The organism is Agreia sp. Leaf244 (genome assembly GCF_001422695.1).
In the GTDB taxonomy this organism is placed as follows: domain Bacteria; phylum Actinomycetota; class Actinomycetes; order Actinomycetales; family Microbacteriaceae; genus Agreia.
Map to the genome: position 1 here is coordinate 16,043 of NZ_LMLX01000001.1, position 25,215 is coordinate 41,257.

Consider the following 25,215-nt stretch of genomic DNA (forward strand, 5'->3'; position numbering starts at 1 on the left):
CACGTGCGGCCACACGGCTGGCCTATACGCGCTCTCAGCAGCCGGTCAGCGATTCCACGTTTGCAGAGAGCGTGGCGGTGCCACCGAGCAGCGTGACCGAGGTCGTTCCCATCTTGGCGATGTCGGACAGCACGTCGACGGGAACACAGTCCTGGCGCACCATGTAGACAGGGGCGCCTTGCTTTCCCGCCAGGGCAGCGCCCGCGAGCGCGTCGGGGAAGTTCAGACCGGTGGCGAGATAGACCGTCGGTACAGGGGCGGTCTTGAACGCGTCACGGTTGATGTTGACCGATGCCTCGAACCGGTCGGCGCCGCTGAGACGGATGACGTCGCCCACCTCACTGGAGAGTCCGGCTTCGATGCCGGGCGACACCGATGCCGGGCCCCCGGCGATGCGGACGGACGACACACCGAGGTCGTTGATGAGCGCCATCGTGTCGGAGTCCACAGAGGAGGCGGCCCCGTTCACGAGAATCACCGGCGAACCGGACTTGCCGCCGGCTGCACTGGCCGAGAGGGCGTCGGGAAAGTTTGCTCCGGTCGAGACGTAGGCCATGGAGGCCGTGGTGAACGCGTACTCCACCAGCGCGCGCGACACGACATACCGGTCGGCACCGTCGACACGGTGGATCGAGTCCGACGCGAGAGTCCGCAGCTGCTCGAAAACGGCGGGAGAGACGGAGTTCGGCCCGCCGACCACAACGATCTTCGTCGGCTGGAGTCGCTGGATCTCGTCACGGACCACGTCGGGGAGGTCTCCGGGCCGAGTCAACAGCAGCGGCCCGCCCTCTTTCACCGCAGCCGGCGCCGCGCTGAGCGCATCCGGGTAGTTCGCACCTGTCGCGACGTAGACGACGCCGGCCTGACCGGCGAACGCCCTCTGCGAGATCGCCACGGCGACGTCGTAGCGATCCGCTCCGGCGATCCGATCGACCGCGGGCGCCGCGACGACCGTGAACGAGCCGGTGACGGTCGCCGACTCGGAATAGGTGTTCCATGTGGCGCGTGCGGTGTAGCTGTGCGAACCCAGCGAGAGCGACCCCACGGGAAGCTGCCACCGGCCGTCGGACCCGACGGACACCGTGCGGGTCGGCACGGTGTCGCCACTGATCTCGATCTTGATCCTGTTGGTCGCGTTCGCCTTGGCCAACGTGCCCCGCAGGCTGCCGCCCTGGCTGACGTTCTGACCGTTCGACGGGTTCGTCACGACGGGCGTCGCGACGGTCACCAGCGGCTCCCAGCCCGGCTGGTTCGAGTTGACGCTCGTCTTCTTCGCGCTGGAGACCATGGGGAAGTACGAGGAGAAGTAGTCGGAGCTGCCGCACGGGGTGACGGACGTGTCCGGGCCGGCAGACGTCAGTCCCACGGCGGTCGTGCCGGAAACGGCGGCACCGCCGCTGTCGCCGTGGTCGGCGCAGGTGTCCGCGATGATCGAATTGACGACCTTGCCCCCGACCGACAGGTCGTAGTCGACGGCCAGAATCGTTCCGCAGCTCCATCCGGTGCGCTCGCCGGACTTGCACAGGCTGGCTCCCGTCACTGCGGCGCGGCTGTCGGTCAGCGACAGTGGAGCCGAGGCGAGAGCGGCGCCCTTCGCCCCGCCCCACGTCACCACCTGCGGCTTCAGCGTCCATCCCGACTGAACGGTGACCAGACCCGAGTCGCTGCCGCCGCCGAAGCGGAACGAGGACGCGACCGGTGAGCCGACATCGGCTCCCTGACTGACATTCGCCCCGGCATTGCTCTGGTTCAGCACGAATGCCTGACCGGAGATGGTCGTTCCGGGAGGATAGCAATGCCCGGCCGTGACGAATTGATTGGTAGAAGCGGCTCTGCCTACGAAGCCGACCGAGCATGCCGACCCCTGGTTGGATGTGTCGAAGTAGCCCCAACCCTGACCCCCGTAGAGGTCGGCGAGGGGAACGGCGCCGGAGGTGTCGATCGAGAGAGCCGGCGGATCGCCGAACGCGACCGTGGCTCCCGTCGCTTCGACGGCGGCTGCGGCCGTCGAGTCGTCGGAGTCGACGTAGACCGTGAGCTCTGTGCCCTCCATCTGCGAGCCGCGGACGCCGTATCCGTCTTCGGTGAGGTTCTCGACCACGTACGACGCATCGGCGGCCGCATCCGCGTTCGCGAGGTACTCCTCGCCGCTCTCGCCGAGATCGCGGGCCACCGCATCGACGAGCCCGGGGTCAAGAGACGAGACGTCGGACGAGTAGGCCTCCGCGGGATACTCGCCCATCGTGGCCACCGGTGGAACGACCGGATCGGGGTCGACGGCCGCAGCCGGCGACAGACCCGCGGACAGAACGACGGCGCAGGCGAGAACCGCCACGCTGGAAGCAGAGAGAAAGCGACGCACAGAACGGCCCCTAATATTCACAGTGAATGGATCCCCTTGGCAGAATCATGGCGGCAGCCGCCGATAATTCCTAATCGGGTTTCCCGAAGACCCTCAGGGCTCCCGATCTACCTTGCGGCTGTGCTCCAGGGACCCCGCTCGGATCGCAGCGCCGTCGCTCAGGTCGACAAGCGTCGCGGCTCTGTAGGCGCGCCACTTCGCCCTGTGGAAGCGCGGATTCACGAGCAGCCAGCGAAGCGTACCGACCCGGGAGTAATCGTCGCGCACGATACGGATGCTGTCGGCGAGGATGCCTCGAACGGTCATGCGCAGCTGGGCGCGACGGCGCATGGGCGGGATCGGTTTGCCGATCTGGCGTAGCGCCACCGTCTCGTCGAACATGCGCTTGCCGTACTCGTCGAGCGTGAGGTCGTTGGAATGGATAACGGCTCCGCGGGGAGCATAGGCCTTCTTGTAGCCCGCCTCGATGATGTCCTGCCCGAACATCATGTCTTCTGAGTAGCGCACGTCTCGATAGGGAATCTCATTCCTCAGGAACGCTGTGCGCGTGGCCGAGTTGACGTCGGAGTAGAACGAGAGGGCATCGATGAGTCCTTGTTCTGTGGCCGTTCCGTCGTCGGAGAAGACCGTCGTTCCGAAGTCCGGCCCGAACCCGGCGAACACACCCTCGATCTCGTACTTGAGAAGGGGGAAACAACCCGGGCGGGGAATCTGCTTGCCCATGACCGCCTTGATGTCGGCGGCCGTGTCGCGCAGCGGCGCGAGCAGCTCGCGCAGCCAGCCGTCCGTGGCCGGGATCGCGTCGTGCGTGAGGTAGGCGATGAACTCGCCCCTCGCGAGGCGGGCCGCCAGGTTGCGTGTCTTGCCGTGCCCGAATTCGGAGTTCGGGATCTGGTGGAGCCGAACCGCGGGGTGCCTCGCCACGATGCCGAGGGTTCCGTCTGTCGATCCCGAGTCGATCACCAGGATGTCGACCTCGCCGTCGATGGCCTGGCCCTCTACGGCGCTCAGGATCTGCTCGAGGTACGTCTCGCCGTTGTAGGTGAGCACCGCGACGGTGGCCAGAACATCGGGCTCGACGTTCTCGGGCTGAGTGACGGTCATCGAGACTCCCCCGTCACGTGTCCCCAGGTATCGGCGATGCCGCGTTCGAGACTAACGAACTCGTCGTAGCCGAACTCCGACGTGAACCGACTCGTGTCGAGCACGACCCGGTCGAGAAAGGTCGAAGGAACAGGCTTCACCTCGATGTCGGGCTCGATCCCCGTGACCCTGCGCGCCACGTCGAGCAGTTCGCTCACGCTCGTGCCGGTGCCGCTGCCGATGTTGTAGACGCTCTCGTTCGAGTCGCCGCCGACGGTGTCGCCGATCATGCGCACTGCATCCCTCACATAGAGGTAGTCGCGCACCATCGAGCCGTCGCCGTAGACGGTGAGCGGGAGCCCCCTCGCCATGCGGGACAGGAAGATGGGGATGACGCCCTGCTTCTTGTTCGCGCGTTGCCGAGGTCCGTAGGGATTCGAGATGCGGAAGGAGATGGAGTCGAGTCCGTACTTCTTGCCGAAGTACCGCAGGTACCCCTCGATCGCGAGCTTGCCGATCGCGTAGGGCGATACCGGCAGGGGCGACACGGTCTCAGAGAAGGATGTGCGGGGCTGGTCACCGTAGATCGCCCCGCCGGTCGAGGCGAAGAACAGCTTCTGCACTCCGGCGTCGACGCAGTGCTGGAAGAGCTCGATGCTCGACGCGATGTTCGTTCGCACGTCGAGCGTCGGATCGTTCTCCGCGGTCACCGGAGTGGTCGTCGAGACGAAGTGGAAGACGAACTGCGCTCCCGCGACGGCCTCGGTCACGTCGGACTGGTTCATGAAATCGCCCGCGATCTGCCTGACGCCGAGGGCCGAGTACGCGGCCTGCTGGCTCGAGAACCGGTCGAAGGCCGTGACCTCGTGCCCGCGCGAGACGAGCTCGTCGACGAGGTGCGAGCCGAGGAACCCGTTGGCCCCGATGACCAGGCAGCTAGCCACGGACGGCGTCCTCGAAGAGCTTCACGAAGGTTGCGCCGGCGGCGTCCCAGTCGGCGCCCTGGACGCTCTCGGATGCGAGGCGTGCGTGCTCCGGCAGGTCGGCGCGATCGACGACCTCGATGAGGCGTCGGGCGAGCGCCTTGGGAGACGGGTCGGCGTACTCGATGAACGGGTTGTCGCTGACGAGACGGTTGTTCTCGCCGTCGTTCACCACGGGGATGACGCCCGAGGAGAGCAGCTCGAGGGGCAGCAGCGACATGTTGGTGAGCGAGATCACGAGACCGGCAGCGCACCGGTTGTACACGTCATTGAGCTGGTCGATGCGCAGGTCTTGAAGGTTCACGTATGGGAAGGGGATCTTGTACGTGCTCACGTCCCAGCCGGCGAGGTTGATCACGTAGTCGGGCCGCTCACGGGCGAAATGCGCCAGCGCGAGGATGCCCAGCTCGAAGCCGCGTCGCTCGGTGACCGGCCTCGCGTAGAAGAAGATCTCTTTTCGGCGGCCCTTGTTCGTGATGTTGTACAGCGACTTGTCGGCGCCGAAGTCGTAGTGCGCGGCGGTCATTCCGTACTCGGTCGAGAGCTTGTGCGAGAGGAACCCTCCGGCGGTGATGCCCTGGAAGCCGAAGCGGTAGGTGTTCTCGGCGAGCACCGAGGCCGAGCCCACCGGCGTGAAGTACGGCTCGAAGTCTTGAACGAAGTAGAAGCGGCGTGCGTTCGCCTGGTCGCGGAACGACGCGTAGGCGGTCTCCCACCCTGTGGCGAAGATGGCGTCGACGTCATCGCCCACGCTCTGGCCGGTGTGCGCCTCGATGCTCGCCTTCAGCTTCGGGTAGGAGGGCGACGACGCGAGCATGTCCTTGACGATCGCCACGGTGAAGGGATGCAGCGAGCTGTACAGGTAGATCTTGACCGTGTGCCCGGCCGCCTCGAGGTAGCTCATGAAGCGGAAGATGTTCTGGTGGCCGCCGCTCGACTCGCCGGGGGGCGACATGATCCAGGCGACGGTGAGCTTGTCGCCCGTGACGACGCGAGGGGCGACGACGGCCGGATGCGGAATGCTCCAGTCGACCTCGCTGGCGTCTTCGGTCTTCACCAGCAGACGGATCGGCACGGAGTTCGGCATCGGCTTGATCGACCGCGCTATGCCGCGCGCGACCCGGGCGAACAACGCCAGCGGCCCCTGTTCGCGCAGAACCTGCCAGACCCTCTTTAGTGAACTCACCGTGCCATGGTACTTGGCCCCTCGGCCATGGCCCGGTCGAAGGCCTCGATGAACATCACTCCCGGGTCGGCCCAGTCGATGCGCGCGACCGACTCGGCCATCTCCCGCGCGTGCTCCACCTGGCGGGCGTCATCCACGATCTCGATCATGCGGCGGGCCATCGCACCGGGTGACAGGGGCTGGTAGTCCATGTACGGGCTCTCGAAGATCTCGCGCGTGTTGGGCCCGTCGTTCACGACAGGCACGACTCCGCTCGACATGACCTCCATCGGCAGCAGCGACATGTTCGTGAGCGACAGGATGAGCCCGGCCGCGCAGCGGTTGTAGACCTCGTTGAGCTGCGAGATGTCGAGGGCGGTGTGGTTCACGTAGGGGAACGGCACCCAGTAGGGCGAGATGTCCCAGCCCACCATGTTGATCGTGATCTCGGGACGCAGGCGGTGCAGCTCGGTGAGCACGAGCCGACCGAACTCGAAGGCGCGGCGCGATGTGGGCGGGCGGGCGTAGAAGAGCACCTCGCCCCGGCGCGACGTGTTGGTGAACGAGTAGTGCTGCTTGTCGACGGCGTAGTCGTAGTGGTCGCCGGGCATGCCGTAGTCGTCGGTGAGCTTCTTCGACAGCCACTTTCCCGCCGAGATGCCGTGGAAGCCGAAGCGGTAGGTGTTCTCGGCCAGCACGTAGTCGCTGCCCGAGGCGTAGAACGCGGGCTCGAAGTCTTGCGTGAAGTAGAAGCGGCGGGCGTTCGACGGATGCCGGTGGGCCGGGTATGCGGTCTCCCATCCGGTCGCGAAGATGGCCTGGGTGTCGGCATCCAGCCCGACGGCCTGGTCGTAGATGCGCAGCTCGCCGCGAAGGTCGGGATACGCGCTGGTCGTCTGCAGCATCAGCCGGATCGCCGCGAGGTCGATCGGCTTCGACTCCGTCGTGTAGAAGTACACCGTCACCGAGTGGCCGGCCTTCTCGAGGAAGTCCATGAAGCGGAAGGCGTTCTGGTGTCCACCGCTCGTGCGGCCGGGAGGGGAGATGATCCACGCCGTCTTGACGTTCTCGGTGACAGGCTGCGGCGGGTCGGTCTCGAACAGGGCGGGCACCGTCCAGTCGACGGCGACGGCGTCGTCGGGGTGCACCAGCGACTCGCCGGGCTTGTTGGTGTTCAGATCGATGGCCAGTCGGTTGAAGACACGCGATGCGGCTTGGCGCGGACCTTCCGACTTCAGCGATGTGACAGCGCGAGAGAACAGGCTCACGAGGGGCTCCTTCGACAGTGTTCTCGTGCTCGGCCCCGATCGGCGGCCGCGGAACAGCTAGTAGCCTAACCATGTGCCGATCGACCGAGGAGAAGCCATGCCGCACGACACGTTGCGGGCGACCGTCATCGTCGTGAACTTCAATGGCGGCGCCTTCGTGCTCGAGTGCATCGAGTCCCTCTCGCAGCAGAAGACGCCGGGCGTCGACGTCGAGGTGGTCGTCGTCGACAACGCCTCGACCGACGGATCGGACCGCGAGATCGCGCAGTTCTACCCGGATGTGCGCATCATCCGCAGCCCGAAGAACATCGGCTTCGCAGGCGGCGTCAACCTCGGAATCGCGAATTCCACGGGCGACGTCATCGTGCTGATCAACAACGACGCCGTCGCCGCTCCGGGCTTCCTCTCGGCCATCGTGGCTCCCCTCGCCGACGACGGCAACGACCGCGTCGCCGCCGTGACCGCCCGCATTCTTCTGAGCGGGAGATTCGTTCCCGCACCGGGCTCCCCGACGGCGTACGTCTCGGCATCCGGCCAGCGATGGGAACGCGTGGCGCGCAATGCGACCCCCGGCTCGGGCATCGCCCTGATCAACAGCACCGGAAACCAGGTATCGCGCTCGGGCAACGGGCGGGACCGCTCATGGCTCGACACCACCGACGACGAGAACAGCCCGGTCGAGGTGTTCGGATTCTCCGGTGGCGGTGCGGCCATTCGACGAGCGGCGCTGGAAACGGTCGGCCTCTTCGACGAGCGGCTGTTCATGTACTACGAGGACACAGACCTCGCCTGGCGCCTGCGCCGGGCGGGCTGGAGCGTGCAGTACGCGCAGGGCGCCACGGTGTGGCACCGTCACGCCGCGTCGAGCGGCATCCGGTCGCCCTTCTTCCTGCGGCACAACGTGCGCAACCGCATCCTGGTCACCGCCCGCAACGGAACCCTGCGCATGCTCGTCTCGGCGGTCGCTCGCACGGGCGGCAGTCTTTTCAAGGCCATCAGGCGGGCCGTCGCGAACAAGGGCGACGCGGATGCCCGTGTGCAGGTCAGGGCAACGGCCCTCGGCCTCGTGCAGGCGCTGGCGATGATTCCCGGCTACGTCTCGGACGGTCGCCTGCGCGACGCCGGTTCACGACTTCCCCGCTCCTTCATCAAGAAGTGGACGGTCGACGATTGACGTCGGAGACCCGCCCGGCATGACCCTCGACATCCTCATGCCGTTCTACGGCCGCGTCGATCAGTTCCGAAGCGCGGTCGAGAGCGTGCGCGCGCAGACCTCGGCCGACTGGCGTCTGGTGATCGTCGACGACGTCTACCCGGACACCTCGGCGGGCGAGTGGGCGCTCGGGCTCGACGACCCTCGAATCAGCTACCTGCGCAACGAGCGCAACCTCGGCGTGAGCGGCAACTTCAACCGCTGCGTCTCACTCATCGAGAACGACTTCGCCGTGATCATGGGCTGCGACGACGTGATGCGGCCCGGCTATGTGGCGCGCATCGAGCAGCTGCGCTCCCGCTTCCCGGATGCCGACCTGCTCCAGCCGGGCGTCTCGGTGATCGACCAGAACGGCGATCCCGCGCTCCCGCTCGCCGACCGCGTGAAGACGGTTCTGCGCCCCCGAGGCCCTCGCCCGCGAGTCCTCGGCGGCGAGGAGCTCGCCGCCAGTCTCCTGCGCGGAAACTGGTGCTACTTCCCCTCGCTGTGCTGGCGCAGCTCTCGTCTGCGCGAGTTCGGCTTCAGGGAGGACCGCCGCGTGGTGCAGGACCTCACGCTGATCATGCAGATCGTGCTCTCGGGCGGCAGCCTCGTGCTCGACGACGAGGTCGTCTTCGACTACCGCAGGCACGCGGCGAGCGTGTCGTCGCAGGGCGGCGTCGACGGATCGAAGTTCGCCGAGGAGCGCGAGGTCTTCTACGAGGCCGCGGACCGCTGCGATGCCCTCGGCTGGCACCGCGCCGCCCGGGTCGCCCGGCGGCACGTGCCGTCGCGACTCAACGCGCTGTCGGAGCTGCCCGCCGCCCTGCGGTCGGGCGATTCGGATGGCCGGCGAGCTCTGCTGCGGCACGTGCTCGGCGGACGCTAGCGCGCGCCGATCGCCGACCGGATCTCGGCGTCGAGCCGAGGAGCGAGAAGTCGGCCGAACGTCGCGGTGATATGAGACGTGGGCGAGTCCTGGTAGATGATGGTGCGGTCGCGAACCGTTCGGCAGACGTCGTCGTCGCAGAACTCGTCTGTCAGATCGATGAAGGGGATCTGGAACTGGTCGGCCAGTGACGTCACCCGATCAGGAACCGAGTTCAGCGCGACATCGGCCGGAGTCACGCACTGGCGTGCCGCCGCCGGGTCGCCATCACTCGCATCGATGCAGTCGAACGAGGCCTGCGGGTTCAATGGAACATCGGCGATCGGCAGAAGATTGACTCCTCCGTCGATGAGGGTCTTCCAGTAGGCGCCCACATCGACGGGGTCGGTGAAGGAATCCCTGTAGGCCGATGTGAGCACCACATCGTAGTCACCCGCGATCAGCTGGGACGCGTAGTCGGCACCACCCGCGCACTGCTCGACATCGAGCGCCGCGTCGCAGCTCACACCCACGAACGTCGTGAGGCTCCACCCGTTCTGCTCGACGATCTGAGTCAGTGCGGGGATGAACTGCGCCGCATGCGAGTCACCTGTTATCGCGATCCGAACGGGGGCATCGGTGAACCCGTACTCGCAGACATGGGGCGTGGTGTGATCGAGATCGAAGCAGTCGTACATGTTGCCTCGGTCCGTCGATCGATTGGCCAGGGTGGGAACCAACGGCGCCTCGCCGTCGAGGACTTCTCCGACGGAGGAAGAGGAGGGCGCGCTGACGGCGGCGACCGCCAGTCCCCCTCGTTCGATCATGGTGGCCGACAAGGTGGCGATGAGCGTCACGGCGAGCATGCCGACGGCGGCCGGATAGAAACCCCGGCGAACGGAGGAACGCCAGAAGGAGCCGAATCGGATCGGGTCCTCTACGAGCACCTTGCTGACACCGGCGAGAACGATCGCGATGAGCCCGATCACGAGCTTCTGCACGGTGGTGAGCGCGCCGCCCAGCACGAAGGGAGCCACGACGATGAGGGGCCAGTGCCAGAGGTAGATGCCGTAGGAGATGTCGCCGATGTAGGTGACCGGGCGCAAGCGCGCGACCACCGTGGGCGAATAGATCTTCTTGCTGTCGCCGGCCCACAGCGCGAGCATCGTGCCGAGAACCGGGAGGAGTGCGGCGGTTCCCGGGAAGGGCGCGCTGGCGGGCAGCAGCAATGCCGTCGCCGCGAGCGTGATGTAGGCGACCCAGCTCAGGAGGGATCGCGCAACGAGGCCGCCTTGCGTGGCGAACCAGACGGGCGACTTGAGTGCCGCAAAGGCCATGAGCCCACCGCCCGCGAACTCCCACGCCCTCGTCGTGGTCGCGAAGTACGCGAGGTCGGGCTGGCTCGAAGTGAGCCACAGAGAGAGCGCGAAGGAGAGAAGGGCGATCGCTGCCATGACTCCGAAGATCGCTCGTCGGATCGCGCGTGTGCGCGCAGCCGATTCGGCCTTCTTGCCGACGATTCGAACGGCGACGAAGGTCGCCGCGAGCAACAGGATCGGCCAGGCGATGTAGAACTGCTCCTCGACCGAGAGCGACCAGAAGTGCTGCGTTATGGGCGGGTGCTCGTCACGCGCGAGGTAGCTGACCGAATCACTCGCGAGCAGCCAGTTCTGCACGTACAGCGCCGAGCCCACGATGTTGCGGAGGGTCGACTGCCAGACCGATTGCGGCATCCAGACGATGACGGCCCAGATCGTCGCGAGCAGCACGAGACACGCCATGGGCAGCAGACGCAGGGCGCGATTGGCCCAGAATCGGAAGACCTTGATGCCGCCGGGCCCCTCGGCCTGCTTGAGCAGGTGAGACGTGATCAGGAAGCCGGAGATGACGAAGAAGACGTCGACGCCGATGAACCCGGCGGGCAGGCGGAGCGGCCACAGGTGATAGACGACGACCAGCGCGACCGCGACCGCGCGCAGGAGCTGGATGTCGAGCCGGAGATCTTTCACGTGCCCTTTCTGCGCGGGCGGCGCGGGGCGCACGCTGGAGGAAGTCACAGTGAGCCACTGTATACGCAGCCGCTGAGACCGGGGAATTGCCAGCGATGCGTGGTCATCAGGCGATCGAACGCGGAGGCCTGCGGCGCACCCGCCGCCGAGCGATCAGCATCCCCCGCGCCAGCATGAGCCGCGCTGTGAGGATCGTGCCGAGGGGGCGCCACTTCAGAGGAGTGACGTTGTTCTCGTGCAGGCGGCGCTCCACGACGACCTCGTCGAGGTGCGAGATCGACCGGGTCGCGTTGCCGAGAATGGCCAGCCACAGGTCGTGCGACTCGATGAAGATCTCGGGAAAGGGCACGAGATCGGGCACGAGCTCCCGGCGGAACCCCATCGCGCAGCCGAAATAGGGCCGGTAGCCCACGAGGATCGCGAGGGTGTTCCAGCCGATCTGCCGGTCGTAACCCGGTCTCAGGGGCCGTCGGGCGGGCATCCGGCCGTGTTCGCCGAGCACCGAGTAGTTGCCGGCGACGACGAGGCTGGTGCCGAGGTGCCGGATCATCAGGTCGAGCCGGCCGGGCGTCCACACGTCGTCTTGGTCGGAGAGGAAGATGTAGGTTCCGCGAGCGCGCCGAACAGCGTTCTCGAACGTCTTCACATAGCCGCGGTTGACCGGCTCTGCATGCAGGCGGATGCGGGGATCGTCGATCTGCTCGATGACCGCGACCGTATCGTCGGGCGATGCGTCGTCGACGATCACGAGTTCGTCGTCGTCGTGCAGCTGCTCGAGGATCGAGAGGATCTGCTCCCTCACGAACGGTGCGCCTCGGTAGGTGGCCATGCACACGCTCGCCCGGATCATGCCACCATAGTATTCGCCCGACGAGAAGGAGGCTTCGCGTGCAGCGCACAGACAGACCGGCCCCGTCGACCCGGGTCGTCGCGGTGATCTCGGCCTTCAATCCCGGCCCCGCGCTCGTCGACGCGTGCACCTCTCTTCTCCCGCAGACCGCGTCGGTCACGATCGTCGACGATGGCAGCACCGCAGACGTGGCAGAGATTCTGGATGCCTGCGCGGCGGCCGGCTGCCAGGTCGTTCTGCTCGGTCAGAACTCGGGCATCGCCGCCGCGCTCAACGCGGGCGTCGATACGGCGTTCGAGAGCGAGCCCGGCGCGGAATTCGTGCTGACCCTCGACCAGGACTCGACGCTGCAGGGCGACTACGTCGCGCGCGCCGTCGCCGCGCACGACGCGGCCACGGCTGCCGGGGTTCGCGTCGGCCTCGTCGCCCCGCACTCGGTCGAGGGACTGCCCTCTCGCGTGGCCGAGGTGCGCAACGGCGTGGTGCTGGGGCTCGAGCCGATCCAGTCGGGTCTGGTCATCCCCCGCTCGGTGTGGCACGACGCGGGACCGTTCCGCGCCGGCCTCTTCATCGACTCCGTCGACACCGAGTACTTCATGCGGCTCTCCGACGCCGGCTTCGAGACGGTGCTCGCCGCGGGCACCCACCTCGGCCACAGCCTCGGCGGCCGCTTCCATCCCACGATCTTCGGGCGGCGTCTCCGCATCGGCGGCCGCGACGTCTCACTCGTGCGCAGCGCCGAATTCCGTTACTACTACCTGGCCCGGAACCGCGTTCTGATGAACCGGGCGTTCGGCGCTCGTCACCGGGCCTGGTCGATGAAGGAGACCGCGCTCGACGCTCGACACTTCGCCATCGTGCTGGCGCTCTCGCCGAACAGGCTCACGCTCGCCCGTCTCATCGTCGCCGGCTGGCGCGACGGGGTGCGGGGGCGCCAGGGCCGTATGCCGGAGTCCGTCGAAGAGATCGCCCGGGCCTGATCGCGCTTCCGCTCCCCCGTCTTCACGGGCGCTTATGATGGTCGGATGCCCCGCCCCTTTGACGGCACACTCATTGTGATGCCCGCACTCAACGAAGAAGAGGCCGTCGGCAACGTCGTTCGCGAGGTCCTGTCCTCCTACCCCGGCATCGCCTGCCTCGTCGTCGACGACGGCTCGACGGATGCGACGGGTGCGGAGGCCGCTGCGGCGGGCGCGATCGTGGCAACGCTTCCGTTCAACCTCGGAGTCGGCGGCGCCATGCGCGTCGGCTTCAAGTACGCCCTCGAGCACGGCTACCGCAACGTCGTTCAGGTCGACTCCGACGGCCAGCACGATCCCGTCGGACTCCCCGCCCTCATCGAGCAGTTGAACTCCAGCGACCTCGTGCTGGGCGCGCGCTTCGCCGGAACCGGTGAGTACGAGGTTCGCGGCCCCCGCAAGTGGGCCATGCTCATGCTTTCCGGCATCCTGAGTCGTCTCGCCCGAACGCGACTCACCGACACGACGTCGGGGTTCCGCGCCAGCGGCCCCCGCGCGGTCAGGCTGTTCGCCGCGCACTACCCGGCCGAATACCTCGGCGACACGGTGGAGTCGCTCGTGATCGCCAGCCGGGCCAGCCTGCGGGTGAGCCAGGTGGCCGTCGCCATGCGACCCCGCGCGGGTGGACGCCCCTCCCACAACCCGTTCAAGGCGGCGATCTATCTGGGCCGCGCGGTCATGGCACTGTTCATCGCCCTGCTTCGGCCGCCCGTCATCCTGCCCTCGGAGGCGTCGACCCGATGACCATCGCCACATACCTGCTCGGAGTCTTCTCGGCCCTGCTCACACTCGGTGTCGTGATCGAGATGCTGCGCCGCAGACGCCTGCGCGAGCGGCACGCCGTCTGGTGGCTGCTCGCCGGATCGCTGGCGCTGATCGTCGGGCTGTTTCCCGACATCCTCGGCTGGGCGGCGGGCCTCGTCGGCGTCGCGGTGCCGACGAACCTCATCTTCTTCGTGAGCATGGCGGTGCTGTTCCTGGTGTCGATCCAGCACAGCGCCGAACTCACCGACCTCGAGACCAAGACCCGCGTGCTCGCCGAGACGGCTGCCCTCCAGCAGCTGCGCATCGACGAGCTCGAGAGGTCGATCAAGGAACAGTCGTGACCTTTATCGCTCCCCGCCCCGCTCGAGCACGATGGGGCGTCTTCGCCGGCGCCTGGATCGCCTTGGCCCTTCTCGCGTCGGCCTGGGCGATCGCGTCGCCGATCAGCTCGGGGCCCGACGAGCCCGCCCACCTGATCAAGGCCGCCTCCGTCGTGCGAGGCGAACTGGTCGGACCCCAGGGCAGCTACGGCAACGAGGTGACGGTGCCGAACTACGTGTCGTGGAGCAACGCCCAGACGTGCTTCGTCTTCAACCCGGAAGTGCCGGCGAACTGTGCACCGCCGCTCGTCGGCGACCCGGGTGAACTGGTCACGGGAACGACCACGGCGGGCTACTACAACCCGATCTACTACGCGATGGTCGGCTGGCCGACGCTCGTCTTCTCGAATGAGGTCGGCATCTACGCGATGCGCATCGTCAGCGCGATCCTGTCCTCGGCGATCCTCGCCCTGGCCTTTATGCTCGTGTCGACCTGGCGCAGGCCGACCATTCCTCTCATCGGGCTCACCGTCGCGATCACCCCCATGGTCATCTACGTCAACGGGCTGGTGAACCCGAGCTCGTTCGAGATCTCGGGCACCATCGCGGCATTCGTGGCGATGCTCACGATCGTCACACAGGCCGACGAACGGCTGCTACGGGAACGGGCCACGATTCTCGTGGTCGTCTCGGTGCTCGCCGCGAACACGCGCACGATCTCACCGCTCTGGATCGCGTTGGCGATCCTCGTTCCCCTCTTCCTGCTGAGCTGGCGCGAACTCGGCCGACTCCTGCGCCATCGGGTGGTGCTGGTGTCCGCGGCGATCATCGCGGTGGGAGCCGCGTTCGCGCTGGCGTGGACGCCGATCAGCTCGAGGCTCGCAACAGAGGCGACCGGCGGGGCACCCGCGACCACGGTCATCACGACGGTCTTCCCCGACGTGGGCCAGAGCCCGTTCTTCGGATTCGTGAAGATGATCACCCTCACGTTCACGAACGGCGCCGACATGATCGGCAACTTCGGGTGGATGGACACCCCCGTGCCCGCCACCACGATCGTGATCTGGACGATACTGCTCGGGGGCATCCTGCTCGCGGGCTTCACCCTGCTGCGGGGGCGTCGGGCACTGGTCGGCGTGATCCTGCTCCTGCTGGCCGTCTTCCTGCCGGCCCTCATCCAGGCGGCGTTCATCACCTCGGGCGGCTTCATCTGGCAAGGCCGATACGGTCTGCCGATCTTCGTGATGCTGATCATCGGCGTCGCCGCGCTCGTCGGCCTGAGCCTCGAGGAGCAGCCGCTGAGGGCCGCCGGCCTGACCCGCCTGGTGCTCGTCGTGCTGCTCGGCTTCATCGCCGGCCAGGGCTATGGATTCCTCAAGGCGCTCCGCCGCAACGTGATCGGCAGCGACACCTCGTGGAAGCAGCTGATCACCGATCCCGCCTGGATTCCGCCCGGCGGCATCGCCGTTCCGCTGGCGCTGTTCGCCGCCGGGCTCGCCGTTCTCGCCGTCGTCGCCCTGCGCATCCATTCGGCCGATCGCCGAGCACTGGTCGTCAGGCAGGAGGAGCACCGTGGCTCAGCCGCGCGTACTGTTTGACGCCACGTCGATTCCGCCCAGCCACGGGGGTGTTGCCCGGTTCATCTCCGGCCTGCTCTCCGGCCTGGAGCAAAACGGCGAGCTCGTCGAGGTCGTCGCGAAGCGACACGACATCCCTGCGCTGCACGCGGTCGCGCCCGGCCACACCTATCTCGTCGCTCCGGCACTCGTGTCGCTTCGGGGCGGTCGTTTCCTGTGGGAGCAGACCGGTCTGCCGGCGCTCGCCCGCCGTCGCCACGCCGACGTGATCTACTCCCCGCACTACACGTTCCCCCTTGTCGCGCGGGCTTGGCGGGTGGTCACCCTGCATGACGCCACCTTCTTCAGCTCGCCCGAGGCGCACTCCCGTCTGAAGGGCGTCTTCTTCCGCACCTGGATCCGCTGGGCCAACGCCCGGGCCGACAGGCTCGTCGCCGCCAGCCGAGCAACGGCCGACGAGGTGCAGCGCTTTGTCGCCCACGCGCAGGGCACGATCGATGTCGGCTACCTCGGCGTCGATCCCTCCGTCTTCGCGCCGCCCACCCCCGAAGCCGTCGACACGGCCCGGCGAGAAATCGGCCTGCGGCCAGACCAGCCGTGGATCGCCTTCCTCGGCACGATCGAGCCGCGCAAGAATATCCCCGCACTGATCGAAGCCCACGCGAGCCTCCGCGCCGCGGATCCCACGACTCCCGTGCTCGTGCTGTCGGGCGCCCGAGGCTGGGACGAGGCCGCTAACGACGCCCTCGACCGTAACGCCGGCCTGCCCCCCGATGAGCGGCCCGTCATCGAGGCAGGCTATCTGCCGCTCGAACTTCTCTCGGCCTTCCTCGGCGGCTCGGAGCTTGTCGTCTACCCGAGCCTCGGCGAAGGATTCGGGCTGCCCGTGCTCGAGGCCATGTCGAGCGGCGCGACCGTGCTGACGACCAGGCGCCTCTCGATCCCCGAGGTCGGCGGCGACGCCGTCGAGTACACCGAGACCGATTCCGAGTCGATCGCGACGCGGCTGCGTGAACTGCTCGACGACCCCGAGCGCAGGGCGGCACTGGCCGCGGCAGGACTCGCCCGCAGTGCGCGGTTCACCTGGAGCGAATGCGCGGCCGTCTACTCGCGCGCTTTCGCCGAGGCTGGAGCCTCCTCGTGAGCGCGGCCGGAGTCGTCACCGTCAGCTACGGCTCGGAGGGCGTACTCGACGGTTTCCTCGCGTCGCTCGAGCACGCGAGCGTCTCCGAGCTGCAGGTCGTGGTGGCCGACAACCGTCCGGATGCCGGCGGTCCCGTGCGCGAACTCGCCGAACGCTACGGCGTCGCCTACCTCCCCATGAGTGCGAACCTCGGCTATGGCGGCGCCATGAACGCGGCCGTTCGCAGCCTGCCGTCCGACGTCGCATGGGTTCTCGTGAGCAATCCCGACATCGAGATCCACCCCGGGGCGATCGACGAGCTCGTGCGGGTCGGTGAATCGGATGCCCGCATCGGCGCGGTCGGACCGCTGGTCGAGACCGACGGCGAGATCTACCCGTCGGCGCGGGCGATCCCGTCGCTGCGTATGGGGCTCGGGCACGCACTTTTCGCCAACATCTGGCCCTCGAACCCGTGGAGTCGCAAGTACCACAGCGACAACGAGCGTCCTCCCCGCGAGCGAGACGCCGGCTGGCTGTCGGGCTCCTGCCTGCTCATCCGCCGCGAGGCCTTCGACGCCGTCGGCGGTTTCGACGACCGCTTCTTCATGTACTTCGAAGACGTCGACCTCGGCTACCGCCTCTCGAAGGCCGGCTGGCGCAACAGGTACGCCCCGTCGGCCACGGTCATGCACTCGGGCGCGCACTCCACAGACGAGCACTCCACGAAGATGGTCCTCGTGCATCACGAGAGCGCCTACCGCTTTCTGTCGAGCAAGTACCGCGGCTGGTACCTCGCGCCCGTACGCCTGGCCGTGCGCGTCGGGCTGTCGACCCGGGCATATCTCGTGACGCGGGTCTTCAACCGCCGCTGACAGTTACGCTCAGCGCAGTCGGCGTGCCAGCGACGCCGGGATCACGCCCGTACGCCCCCGGAACGAATCCCGATACCCCGCGGCCATCGCCACCGCGATCGCACGCCGATTCGGGCTGAACGCGAGTCGAAGGAGGTGCGCCTTCGCCTCCTCGCCGAGCCTGCGCAGTACCCACGACGGGTCCTTCAGCAGGTAGCGCCTGGTGAGCGTCGTGCCGTTGCGCGCGATGTAATAGACACGCTGCGGCGAGTGATAGTTGTAGCTCAGTTCACGATCGAGCACCCGCAGGGGCCTGCCGAACAGCCGCGCTGGGTCGCGCCGTCCGAGCTGGTGCCGGATGTCGCATCCGGCCCCCACGAGCACGTCGAGACCCGCCGCGCGTGCCCGCGCCGTGTACTCGCTGTCGACGCCGTCGATCACGAGGCCCTCGTCGAGATGGCCGATCGAATCGAGGGTCTCGCGGGGGATCACAAAACCGGACTGCATGGGGTCGAACGCCACCGCGAAACCTGCGACGTCTCCGCGGGTGTGCACCGCGTTCCCGCTGTACGACGAGGCGACGACGACACCGACCCGTCGCCCTGCCGCGCGGGCATCGCTGTACGTGGACAGCGCTCGCTCGGCGTAGTCGTCGACCGGCACCGAGTCCTGGTCGAAGGTCACGACGAAGTCGGGCCGCCCGTTCTCATAGGCAGCCTGGATTCCGGCGTTGAGGCTCGCGGCGATGCCGGCGTTCTGCGGCCGCCGGATCACGGTGACCCCCGTCGCCTCGATCTCGTCGAGGCGCCCGGAGAACTCGACCGGCGATCCGTCGTCGACGACGATCACCCGGTCGAACTGCTGCCTCAGCTGCGCCGCCGTCGCCACCAGATCGGCGTCGGGGCGGTAGGAGGCGACGATCGCGACGACACTGTGCGACGAGGGAGGCTCAATCGACATGAGACTCCTCTTTCTCGTTCTCGCGGCGCAGCTCACGGAACGCCGGCACGGCCAGTGCCGCACAGAGCACCGCCTCGCTGAGCGCCATGCCGAGCGCGATCAGGGGCGCGTGGCCCGAGAGGCCGGCGGCGAGCATCGCGCCGATTCCGAGAACGGCCGAGACGAGCGTCCACCGCAGGATGAGCCTCTGTCGACCGGCAGGAATCAGCACGTTGCGCATGAGCGGCGTGCCGACCGAGAGGAAGAAGAAGGCGATGCCGTAGTAGAGGCACACTTCGACGGTGGCCCGCGCCTGACCGGCGAACAGAAGCTCGCTCACCCACGGACCGGCCAGCACCAGGATGACAAGGCCGGCGGCGCCGAGCCCGACGTGCGACCACAGGGCGAACGCGTGCCGCTGCCTTCTGTTCGCGATGCCCGGCTCGATGGTCCAGCTCTGCAGTGCGTTGCCCAGGGCCACGACCGTGAAGAGACCGAACCTATAGAGGGTGTCCGCTGTCGACAGGCTTCCGGATGCGAGGGGGCTGGTCGTCGCCGTCGCGATCGGCGCCGGGGTGGATGCGTACGCGCTGCCCGCCATGCTGATGCCGGCGGTGTGACCCTGCGATCGCAGATCGCGGAGCGCTGCGCCGAGCGGAGTCGGCAGCCAGACGCCCCCGCGCGAGAACCTGCGGTGGAAGAGGACGAGGCTCACCCCCGTGGCAGCGGCCAGCACGATCGTATAGCTCCACACCTGCTGCGTCGCCATGAGCAGGGGAACGGAGACGAGGGTGGCGAGGAAGCGCGGAATGGTGTCGTAGAAGGCGAGCAGCCTGGGCTGCCCGAGGCCGATGCAGAACCAGGCCGGCGACATGCCCACGAGGGCCGTCGCGAGTGCCATCGACACTGCCTCGACGCGGAACTCGGGCACGGCCACGAACGCCGCGATGACCGATGCGATGGGGAGCGCGAAGACCAGCAGTACGATGCGCGTACGCACGCTGCGCAGGTAGACCGTGGCCCTCTCGGCCGGAGTGGCGGCGCGCGCGATCAGTACGGGACCGTCGACATTCCAGCCCCACATCAACGCCGTCGCGGCGAACGTGCCGATCGCCTGGCCCGAGATCACGCTCGAGACACCCTCGCCTCCGACGATGGCCGAGACGATGGGAAGGAGGAGGAACGGGGTGATGAGCGACAGCAGAGGCAGCACCGTGAAGCCGGAGAGGCGCAGCAGCACGGTCTTCATGGGTGTTTCTTCGTCCTCGGGCGTCGGCGGAAAGCTCCCCCGATCTTAGCGATGCAATCCCGGACCCCGGGCGGGGACTCCCTGCTGTGGACGACGCCTCACCTGTGGAAAGAGGACACCGCTTCGATCACTCGGTCGATCTGGCCCTGGCTCATGTCGGCCCACAGGGGCAGGCGCACGAGACGGTCTGAGAAGTTCTGGCTCTGGGTGAGCTCGCGCAGGCGACGGCCGTGCCGCAGGCCTGCCGGGGCGGAGTCGAGCGGAATGTAGTGGAATGACGCGAAGACGCCGAGCGACCGCAGGTACGCGAGCAGCGCCACCTGGTAGTCGTGGTCGGGCGCCTGCAGAAAGAACAGGTGTGCCGGATGCCGCCGGTCGGCCGGTATGTCCATCAGCCTCACGTTCTCACCGTGCGCCCAGGAGGGCAGCCGGGTCGCGTAGCTGTTCCAGATCGCGTGCCTCTTCTGCTGGATGCTCGAAAACAACTCGAGCTGCGAGTCGAGGACAGCGGCGTTGTACTCGCTCAGAAGGTAGCTCGACCCGATGTCGACCCACGTGTACTTGTCGATCTGGCCGCGCAGGAAGCGGGCCCGGTCGGTGCCCTTCTCTCTCATGATCTCCGCACGGTCCATCAGGGACAGGTCGTTGATCAGGATCGCTCCGCCCTCGCCGCAGTGCACGTTCTTGGTGTCGTGAAAGCTCTGCACACCGACCACGCCGAACGTACCCAGCGCCCGGCCCCGGTAGGAGCCGCCCAGGCCGTGGGCGTTGTCTTCGATGATGGCGAGACCGTGCTCCTCGGCGATCGCCGAGATGGCTTCGAAGTCGACGGCGACCCCGCCGTAGCTGACCACGGAGATGGCCTTGGTTCTGGGGGTGACGGCCTCGGCCACCTGCTGCGGGTCGATGTTGCCGTGCCGCATGTCGACGTCGACGAACACGCAGGTGGCGCCCGTGAGGGCGATGGCGTTGGCCGCCGAGGGAAAGGTGAAGCTCGGAAGGATCACTTCGTCGCCAGGGCCCAGGTCGAGGAGCCGGCTAGCGAGTTCGAGCGCGTGCGAACCGGAGGTGGTCAGCAACGCTGCCGGGGCACCGGTGATGTCGGTGAGACGCCGGGTGGCGGAGCGGGTGAAACCGCCGTCGCCATGAGCGTGATCCCCGCGCACGACCTTGCGCAGATTCTCCATCTCGCGCGGTGCGTGAAACGGCCTCGAGAACAGGATGGCAGCGTCGTCTTTCGACACTGTGGAGGGCGACGACAACGCGCTGTGGTTCTGGTGCATGGTCTGCGAATCATCTCAGAGCAAACACATAGAAAGCTACATTCGACGCGTGTCGAAGCTGAAGATCATCCCCGAGTACTAGTGCCCGATCAGCGCGCGTCGAGAAGCGTGTTGAGGTAGGTCCCGTATCCGCTCTTCACGAGGGGTGCGGCAAGAGTGCGGAGCTGCTCGTCCGAGATCCAGCCGGCGCGCCAGGCGATCTCCTCGATGCAACCGATCTTGAAGCCCTGCCGGTCTTCGACGACGCGAACGAACTCGGTCGCCTGAACCATCGACTCGAATGTACCGGTGTCGAGCCAGGCCGTTCCGCGGTCGAGAACCTGCACCCGCAGGTTGCCCTGCTTGAGGTAGCGCTCGTTGACCGTGGAGATCTCGAGCTCGCCGCGGGCACTGGGCTCGATCGTCTTGGCGATCTCGACCACGGAGTTGTCGTAGAAGTAGAGGCCGGGAACGGCGTAGTTGCTCTTCGGCTCGACCGGCTTCTCCTCGATCGACACGGCGACGTTGGCGTCGTCGAACTCCACGACGCCGTAGGCGCGCGGATTGGCCACGTGGTACGCGAAGATCAGGGCGCCATCGAACGACGTGTTGTTGCGCAGGCTGGAGCCGAGGCCTGTTCCGTGGAAGATGTTGTCGCCGAGCACGAGGGCCACGCTCTCGTCGCCGATGAACTCCTCGCCGATGATGAAGGCCTGGGCGAGGCCATCGGGCGACGGCTGCACGGCGTACTCGAGGCGGATGCCGAGCTCGCTACCGTCGCCGAGCAGCGACTTGAACTGTTCGTTGTACTCCGGCGTCGTGATGATGAGGATCTCGTTGATGCCCGCCATCATCAGGGTCGACAGGGGGTAATAGATCATGGGCTTGTCGTAGATAGGCATCAGCTGCTTGCTGATGCCCTTCGTGATGGGCCAGAGCCGGGTGCCGGAGCCGCCGGCGAGAATGATTCCACGCATGGTCGAGAAGTCTACCGGGCGGCCTCTCAGGAAGCCTCATTGGAGGCTGATAGGGTCGGAGCCACGGACAGTTCGTCGTTTTGTTCGTTCCGCCCCGCGGCTTGTCCACCCGGTTTCTCAGACCTGTCGCAGGTCCCGAGCGGAATTCGAACCCGTGCGACGGTGTCCGGTGGGCTGCACTCTGTAGCGCACTCGGGAAGTATTTGGAGACTGATGACAACCCTCAGGGTGATCATTGATCAGATGGTGGCGACAGTACCGGGGGGCATCGGTCGCTATACGGAAGAACTGACACGTGAGTTGATCGCCACGGCACCTCGTGGGTGCGATGTCGAAGGCATCATCTCGAAGGTGCCCGACGAGACCTACGACGAGACCTTGGCCCGGCTGCCGGGTCTCGGCGGTCTCACGCGACTGTCTCTACCGCGTCGCGAGCTCGCGCGCGCCTGGCAGCACGGATTCTCGACCGGGGCGAAAGGCCGCGGCATGATCCATGCCACCAGCCTGCTCGCCCCTCTGCGCAAGATCGACCGCGTCAACTCCATCGGCGAGCAGGTCGCCGTCACGATCCACGACGTCGTTCCGTGGACCCACCCCGAGACGCTCACCAAGCACGGCGTCGCCTGGCACAAGGGGCTCGCCAAGCGGGCGCGGCGCTACGCCGACGCCATCGTCGTCCCCACCCACGCTGTCGCCGCGGAGCTGCGGGAATTCGTGAACTTCGGCGACCGGGTGCGTGTCATCGGAGGCGCCGTCAGTTCCAAGCTCGTCGTTCCCGAGAATGCAGACGAGCGCGCGTCCGAGCTCGATCTGCCCGCCGAGTACATCCTCACTGTGGGCACGCTGGAACCCCGCAAGGGTCTCGCTCCCCTGATTGCAGCACTCGCGCGCCCCGGCGTGCCCGATCTGCCCCTGCTCATCGCGGGTCCCGACGGCTGGGGCGATCTCGATGTCGCCCGCGTCGTCGCCGAGGCGGGGCTGCCCGCCGAGCGCGTGCGCACCCTCGGATTCGTCTCCGACTCCGACCTGGCGCTGCTGCTAGACCGCGCCTCGCTCTTCATCTACCCCAGCCTCGCCGAGGGATTTGGCCTGCCCGTGATCGAGGCCATGAACTTCGGCACCCCGGTCATCCACTCCGACGTGCCCGCGCTGCTCGAGGTCACCGCCGGAGCGAGCGTCTCGGTGGCGCGCGACGACCCCGCCGGGTACCCGGAGCGGATCGCCTCGGCCATCACCCGCGTGCTCGGAGACACCCAGCTCTTCGAACGGCTCTCCGTGGGCGGATACGACCGCGCCCGCGCATTCAGTTGGCGCGACTCGGCCGAGAAGGTCTGGCAGCTGCACGCCGACCTTTAACCGGCCGGCTGATCTTTGGCCGGCCGACCGCTGACAGGCCGGGCCGGCCGAGGCCGCCGTCGCCGCCTACTGCGTCTTCGACGAACTGAGCACGAGGGCGTCGGTCACGGACTGCCTCACGGTGGCCCAGTCAGGATCTTCGGGATCGATCAGCGGCGGAACGAGTTCGACGTTGTCGATCGGAAGGTCTTTCGTCTTGAGCGCGAGGTCGAGGAAGTACGCCAGGGTCGACTGCGGAACGTCGGTCTTCACCACGTCGGCGCCGGCCTGGGCGATGCCTTGGAACTTCGACAGCACGTTGGCCGGCTGGAACTGCGTGAGGATGGCCGTCTGCAGTTCGCGCTGGCGGCTCATACGGTCGTAGTCGCTCGTGGAGTGGCGGGACCTTGCGTACCAGAGCGCCGTCGTCCCATCCATGTGCTGCAGGCCGGGCTCGATCCAGCCCTCGACCTGCTCGAGGTTCTCGTCGCCGCCGATGGGCAGGCGCTCGGTGACGTTGATGTCGACGCCGCCGAGGGCATCGATGAGCTGCGCGAAGCCCTGCATGTCGATGAGCACGTAGTACTGGATGGTGATTCCGAGCGCGCCTTCCACCGCGTCCTTCGTGGCCTCGACACCCGGACTCGAGCCCTCGGCCTCGGCATTCGGGTAGAGGTCTTGGTCGTAGGCCTCGACGCGGGGGTAGAGGAAGCTGATCTGACAGTCGGAACCGCAGTCGTAGACGCCCGTGCCGTTCTCGTCGTAGTCGGAGCCGATGAGAGGCGAGCCCTCGGGGAAGGGCACCTGCTGCAGGTCGCGCGGCACACCGATCATCGTGGCGCGGCCGGTGTCGGCCTCGATGCTGACGACGGTGATGCTGTCGGGGCGCAGGCCGTCGCGGTCGGCGCCAGCGTCGCCTCCGAGAAGAAGGATGTTGTAGCGGCCGTCGACGGGAGGCTCGGCGTTCGCCTGGACCGCGAAGATCGAGGCCACGGTGTCGCGGGTCACGTTAACGAGGTAGGCGCCGTAGCCCGCGCCGCCAGCGAACAGCACGAGCAGCACGGTGGTGAAGGCCGCGATCCAGCCGCGTGCCTTCGGCCGTGTACGTACGAGGCGCACCAGGCGCAGGGTGTCGAGGGCGAGGATCACCCACAGCACGGCATAGGCGATGAGCAGGATCTGCACGGCCCACAGGCTCCACTCGTTCGTGAAGATCGAGAAGATGACCTGGGGCCAGATGAGATAGACGAGACCCGCCACGATGGCGAGCCCCACGAGACCGAGCGTGCAGGCCAGGCCGAAGCGGCCGAGGCGCCTGCTGCCGGCCAGCACCTGGGCGGAGCCGGGCAGCACGAAGTTCAGCACGACCAGCACCCAGGCTCGGGCGGTCATGACTTTGGGCGAGGCCACATCCGGATAGCGGATGGGTGCGTTGACAGTGGTCATAGGCGCGCTTGCAGGTCCTGGTTCTTCTGTTCGACAAGGGCGGTGAGCTCTTCGCGGTAGTCGCCGAGCTTGCCCGCAAGCGTGTCGTCGAAGGTCGAGAGGATGCTCACGGCGATGAGGCCGGCATTCTTCGCGCCGCCGATCGACACGGTGGCGACGGGGATGCCCGCGGGCATCTGCACGATGGACAGCAGGGAATCGAGGCCGTCGAGACGGGCGAGGGGCACGGGCACGCCGACGACAGGGAGGGTCGTGACCGCCGCGAGCATTCCGGGAAGGTGGGCGGCGCCACCGGCGCCGGCAATGATCACTTTGAGCCCACGCTCTCGTGCCGTACGTCCGTAGTCGATCATCTTCTCGGGGGTGCGATGGGCCGAGACGACCTGCACCTCGTGGGCGATACCGAAGTCGCTGAGCACGGCGACGGCGTCGGCCATCACGGAGAAGTCGGAATCCGACCCCATGACGACACCGACGAGAGGCATAAGAGCGGGCATTTGCCCATGGTAAAGGTCAGTTCTGCAAGAAAGCCGTTGCGGCACGCACCAGCAGCGATGGAACCTTTTTTCACC

22 protein-coding genes are annotated in these 25,215 nt (G+C 67.2%); 9 read left to right on the top strand and 13 right to left on the bottom strand.

Annotation, left to right across the window (positions count from 1 at the left end; all coding sequences use genetic code 11):
* Positions 1–34: 34 nt before the first annotated feature.
* From ASF06_RS00075 to ASF06_RS00095, 5 genes are all read right to left on the bottom strand, one after another.
* Positions 35–2,335 carry a cell wall-binding repeat-containing protein gene (locus ASF06_RS00075; RefSeq protein ID WP_055941814.1) on the bottom strand — a complete coding sequence of 767 codons (2,301 nt, stop codon included), beginning with the start codon at positions 2,333–2,335 and terminating at the stop codon, positions 35–37.
* Positions 2,336–2,455: 120 nt separating this feature from the next.
* Positions 2,456–3,466, bottom strand: coding sequence for a glycosyltransferase family 2 protein (locus tag ASF06_RS00080; RefSeq protein ID WP_055941818.1), 1,011 nt, complete (start codon positions 3,464–3,466; stop codon positions 2,456–2,458).
* Positions 3,463–4,389, bottom strand: a complete 927-nt coding sequence (locus tag ASF06_RS00085; protein WP_055941821.1) for an NAD-dependent epimerase/dehydratase family protein — start codon at positions 4,387–4,389, stop codon at positions 3,463–3,465. The genes ASF06_RS00080 and ASF06_RS00085 overlap by 4 nt, the downstream gene beginning before the upstream one ends.
* On the bottom strand, positions 4,382–5,614 hold the full coding sequence (locus ASF06_RS00090) for a rhamnosyltransferase WsaF family glycosyltransferase (protein WP_082500586.1): 1,233 nt from the start codon (positions 5,612–5,614) through the stop codon (positions 4,382–4,384). The genes ASF06_RS00085 and ASF06_RS00090 overlap by 8 nt, the downstream gene beginning before the upstream one ends.
* Positions 5,611–6,861 carry a rhamnosyltransferase WsaF family glycosyltransferase gene (locus ASF06_RS00095; RefSeq protein WP_235500847.1) on the bottom strand — a complete coding sequence of 417 codons (1,251 nt, stop codon included), beginning with the start codon at positions 6,859–6,861 and terminating at the stop codon, positions 5,611–5,613. Before ASF06_RS00095 ends, ASF06_RS00090 begins: the two co-directional genes overlap by 4 nt.
* A gap of 97 nt (positions 6,862–6,958) precedes the next feature.
* On the opposite strand from ASF06_RS00095, the gene ASF06_RS00100 reads away from it, so the two are divergent.
* Together ASF06_RS00100 and ASF06_RS00105 are read left to right on the top strand one after the other, a co-directional pair.
* Positions 6,959–8,035: a glycosyltransferase family 2 protein gene (locus tag ASF06_RS00100; RefSeq protein WP_055941830.1), complete on the top strand. Its 1,077-nt coding sequence runs from the start codon at positions 6,959–6,961 to the stop codon at positions 8,033–8,035.
* 19 nt (positions 8,036–8,054) lie between these two features.
* On the top strand, positions 8,055–8,942 hold the full coding sequence (locus ASF06_RS00105; RefSeq protein ID WP_055941835.1) for a glycosyltransferase family 2 protein: 888 nt from the start codon (positions 8,055–8,057) through the stop codon (positions 8,940–8,942).
* On the opposite strand, the gene ASF06_RS00110 is transcribed toward ASF06_RS00105, so the two are convergent.
* On the bottom strand, positions 8,939–10,978 hold the full coding sequence (locus ASF06_RS00110; protein WP_082500587.1) for an acyltransferase family protein: 2,040 nt from the start codon (positions 10,976–10,978) through the stop codon (positions 8,939–8,941). The two genes, ASF06_RS00105 and ASF06_RS00110, sit on opposite strands and share 4 nt — an antisense overlap.
* 58 nt (positions 10,979–11,036) lie before the next feature.
* Positions 11,037–11,780, bottom strand: coding sequence for a glycosyltransferase (locus ASF06_RS00115; protein WP_055941841.1), 744 nt, complete (start codon positions 11,778–11,780; stop codon positions 11,037–11,039).
* 38 nt (positions 11,781–11,818) lie between these two features.
* Between ASF06_RS00115 and ASF06_RS00120 the strand changes: the two genes are divergently transcribed.
* From ASF06_RS00120 to ASF06_RS00145, 6 genes are all read left to right on the top strand, one after another.
* Positions 11,819–12,760, top strand: coding sequence for a glycosyltransferase (locus ASF06_RS00120; protein WP_055941844.1), 942 nt, complete (start codon positions 11,819–11,821; stop codon positions 12,758–12,760).
* A gap of 78 nt (positions 12,761–12,838) precedes the next feature.
* Positions 12,839–13,543: a glycosyltransferase family 2 protein gene (locus tag ASF06_RS00125; RefSeq protein ID WP_235500848.1), complete on the top strand. Its 705-nt coding sequence runs from the start codon at positions 12,839–12,841 to the stop codon at positions 13,541–13,543.
* Positions 13,540–13,905, top strand: a complete 366-nt coding sequence (locus ASF06_RS00130) for a DUF2304 domain-containing protein (protein ID WP_055923517.1) — start codon at positions 13,540–13,542, stop codon at positions 13,903–13,905. Before ASF06_RS00125 ends, ASF06_RS00130 begins: the two co-directional genes overlap by 4 nt.
* Complete coding sequence (locus ASF06_RS00135) at positions 13,902–15,482, top strand: DUF2142 domain-containing protein (protein ID WP_055941851.1); 1,581 nt, start codon at positions 13,902–13,904, stop codon at positions 15,480–15,482. The genes ASF06_RS00130 and ASF06_RS00135 overlap by 4 nt, the downstream gene beginning before the upstream one ends.
* Positions 15,457–16,605, top strand: a complete 1,149-nt coding sequence (locus ASF06_RS00140) for a glycosyltransferase family 4 protein (protein WP_055941854.1) — start codon at positions 15,457–15,459, stop codon at positions 16,603–16,605. Before ASF06_RS00135 ends, ASF06_RS00140 begins: the two co-directional genes overlap by 26 nt.
* Complete coding sequence (locus tag ASF06_RS00145) at positions 16,602–17,456, top strand: glycosyltransferase family 2 protein (protein WP_055941857.1); 855 nt, start codon at positions 16,602–16,604, stop codon at positions 17,454–17,456. The genes ASF06_RS00140 and ASF06_RS00145 overlap by 4 nt, the downstream gene beginning before the upstream one ends.
* 9 nt (positions 17,457–17,465) lie before the next feature.
* Here ASF06_RS00145 and ASF06_RS00150 read toward each other — a convergent pair whose 3' ends face one another.
* From ASF06_RS00150 to rfbA, 4 genes are all read right to left on the bottom strand, one after another.
* The gene (locus ASF06_RS00150) at positions 17,466–18,395 is read right to left on the bottom strand and encodes a glycosyltransferase (protein ID WP_055941860.1); all 930 of its coding nucleotides are present in this window, start codon (positions 18,393–18,395) and stop codon (positions 17,466–17,468) included.
* On the bottom strand, positions 18,385–19,623 hold the full coding sequence (locus tag ASF06_RS00155; RefSeq protein ID WP_055941862.1) for a lipopolysaccharide biosynthesis protein: 1,239 nt from the start codon (positions 19,621–19,623) through the stop codon (positions 18,385–18,387). The genes ASF06_RS00150 and ASF06_RS00155 overlap by 11 nt, the downstream gene beginning before the upstream one ends.
* Positions 19,624–19,721: 98 nt before the next feature.
* A complete protein-coding gene (rffA, locus tag ASF06_RS00160; RefSeq protein WP_157439019.1) occupies positions 19,722–20,906 on the bottom strand; it encodes a dTDP-4-amino-4,6-dideoxygalactose transaminase in 1,185 nt (394 codons plus the stop codon).
* Between the two features lie 89 nt (positions 20,907–20,995).
* Positions 20,996–21,862 (bottom strand): glucose-1-phosphate thymidylyltransferase RfbA, encoded by an 867-nt coding sequence (gene rfbA / locus ASF06_RS00165; RefSeq protein WP_055923541.1) that lies wholly within the window; start codon positions 21,860–21,862, stop codon positions 20,996–20,998.
* A gap of 243 nt (positions 21,863–22,105) precedes the next feature.
* Here rfbA and ASF06_RS00170 point away from each other — a divergent pair, with 243 nt between their 5' ends.
* Positions 22,106–23,218, top strand: coding sequence for a glycosyltransferase family 4 protein (locus tag ASF06_RS00170; RefSeq protein ID WP_326940957.1), 1,113 nt, complete (start codon positions 22,106–22,108; stop codon positions 23,216–23,218).
* 66 nt (positions 23,219–23,284) lie between these two features.
* Here the strand turns inward: ASF06_RS00170 and ASF06_RS00175 are convergent, their stop codons facing one another.
* Together ASF06_RS00175 and purE are read right to left on the bottom strand one after the other, a co-directional pair.
* Positions 23,285–24,643 carry an LCP family protein gene (locus ASF06_RS00175; protein WP_055941873.1) on the bottom strand — a complete coding sequence of 453 codons (1,359 nt, stop codon included), beginning with the start codon at positions 24,641–24,643 and terminating at the stop codon, positions 23,285–23,287.
* On the bottom strand, positions 24,640–25,140 hold the full coding sequence (gene purE / locus ASF06_RS00180; RefSeq protein ID WP_055923551.1) for a 5-(carboxyamino)imidazole ribonucleotide mutase: 501 nt from the start codon (positions 25,138–25,140) through the stop codon (positions 24,640–24,642). The genes ASF06_RS00175 and purE overlap by 4 nt, the downstream gene beginning before the upstream one ends.
* Between the last annotated feature and the right edge of the window lie 75 nt (positions 25,141–25,215).

Bases quoted from the DNA above. Each gene is read 5' to 3' on its own strand.
- ASF06_RS00080 (WP_055941818.1), bottom strand. From the start codon at position 3,466: ATGACCGTCACTCAGCCCGAGAACGTCGAGCCCGATGTTCTGGCCACC.
- ASF06_RS00100 (WP_055941830.1), top strand. From the start codon at position 6,959: ATGCCGCACGACACGTTGCGGGCGACCGTCATCGTCGTGAACTTCAAT.
- ASF06_RS00105 (WP_055941835.1), top strand. From the start codon at position 8,055: ATGACCCTCGACATCCTCATGCCGTTCTACGGCCGCGTCGATCAGTTC.
- ASF06_RS00115 (WP_055941841.1), bottom strand. From the start codon at position 11,780: ATGATCCGGGCGAGCGTGTGCATGGCCACCTACCGAGGCGCACCGTTC.
- ASF06_RS00125 (WP_235500848.1), top strand. From the start codon at position 12,839: ATGCCCGCACTCAACGAAGAAGAGGCCGTCGGCAACGTCGTTCGCGAG.
- ASF06_RS00130 (WP_055923517.1), top strand. From the start codon at position 13,540: ATGACCATCGCCACATACCTGCTCGGAGTCTTCTCGGCCCTGCTCACA.
- ASF06_RS00150 (WP_055941860.1), bottom strand. From the start codon at position 18,395: ATGTCGATTGAGCCTCCCTCGTCGCACAGTGTCGTCGCGATCGTCGCC.
- ASF06_RS00155 (WP_055941862.1), bottom strand. From the start codon at position 19,623: ATGAAGACCGTGCTGCTGCGCCTCTCCGGCTTCACGGTGCTGCCTCTG.
- rffA (WP_157439019.1), bottom strand. From the start codon at position 20,906: ATGCACCAGAACCACAGCGCGTTGTCGTCGCCCTCCACAGTGTCGAAA.
- rfbA (WP_055923541.1), bottom strand. From the start codon at position 21,862: ATGCGTGGAATCATTCTCGCCGGCGGCTCCGGCACCCGGCTCTGGCCC.
- ASF06_RS00170 (WP_326940957.1), top strand. From the start codon at position 22,106: ATGGTGGCGACAGTACCGGGGGGCATCGGTCGCTATACGGAAGAACTG.
- ASF06_RS00175 (WP_055941873.1), bottom strand. From the start codon at position 24,643: ATGACCACTGTCAACGCACCCATCCGCTATCCGGATGTGGCCTCGCCC.
- purE (WP_055923551.1), bottom strand. From the start codon at position 25,140: ATGCCCGCTCTTATGCCTCTCGTCGGTGTCGTCATGGGGTCGGATTCC.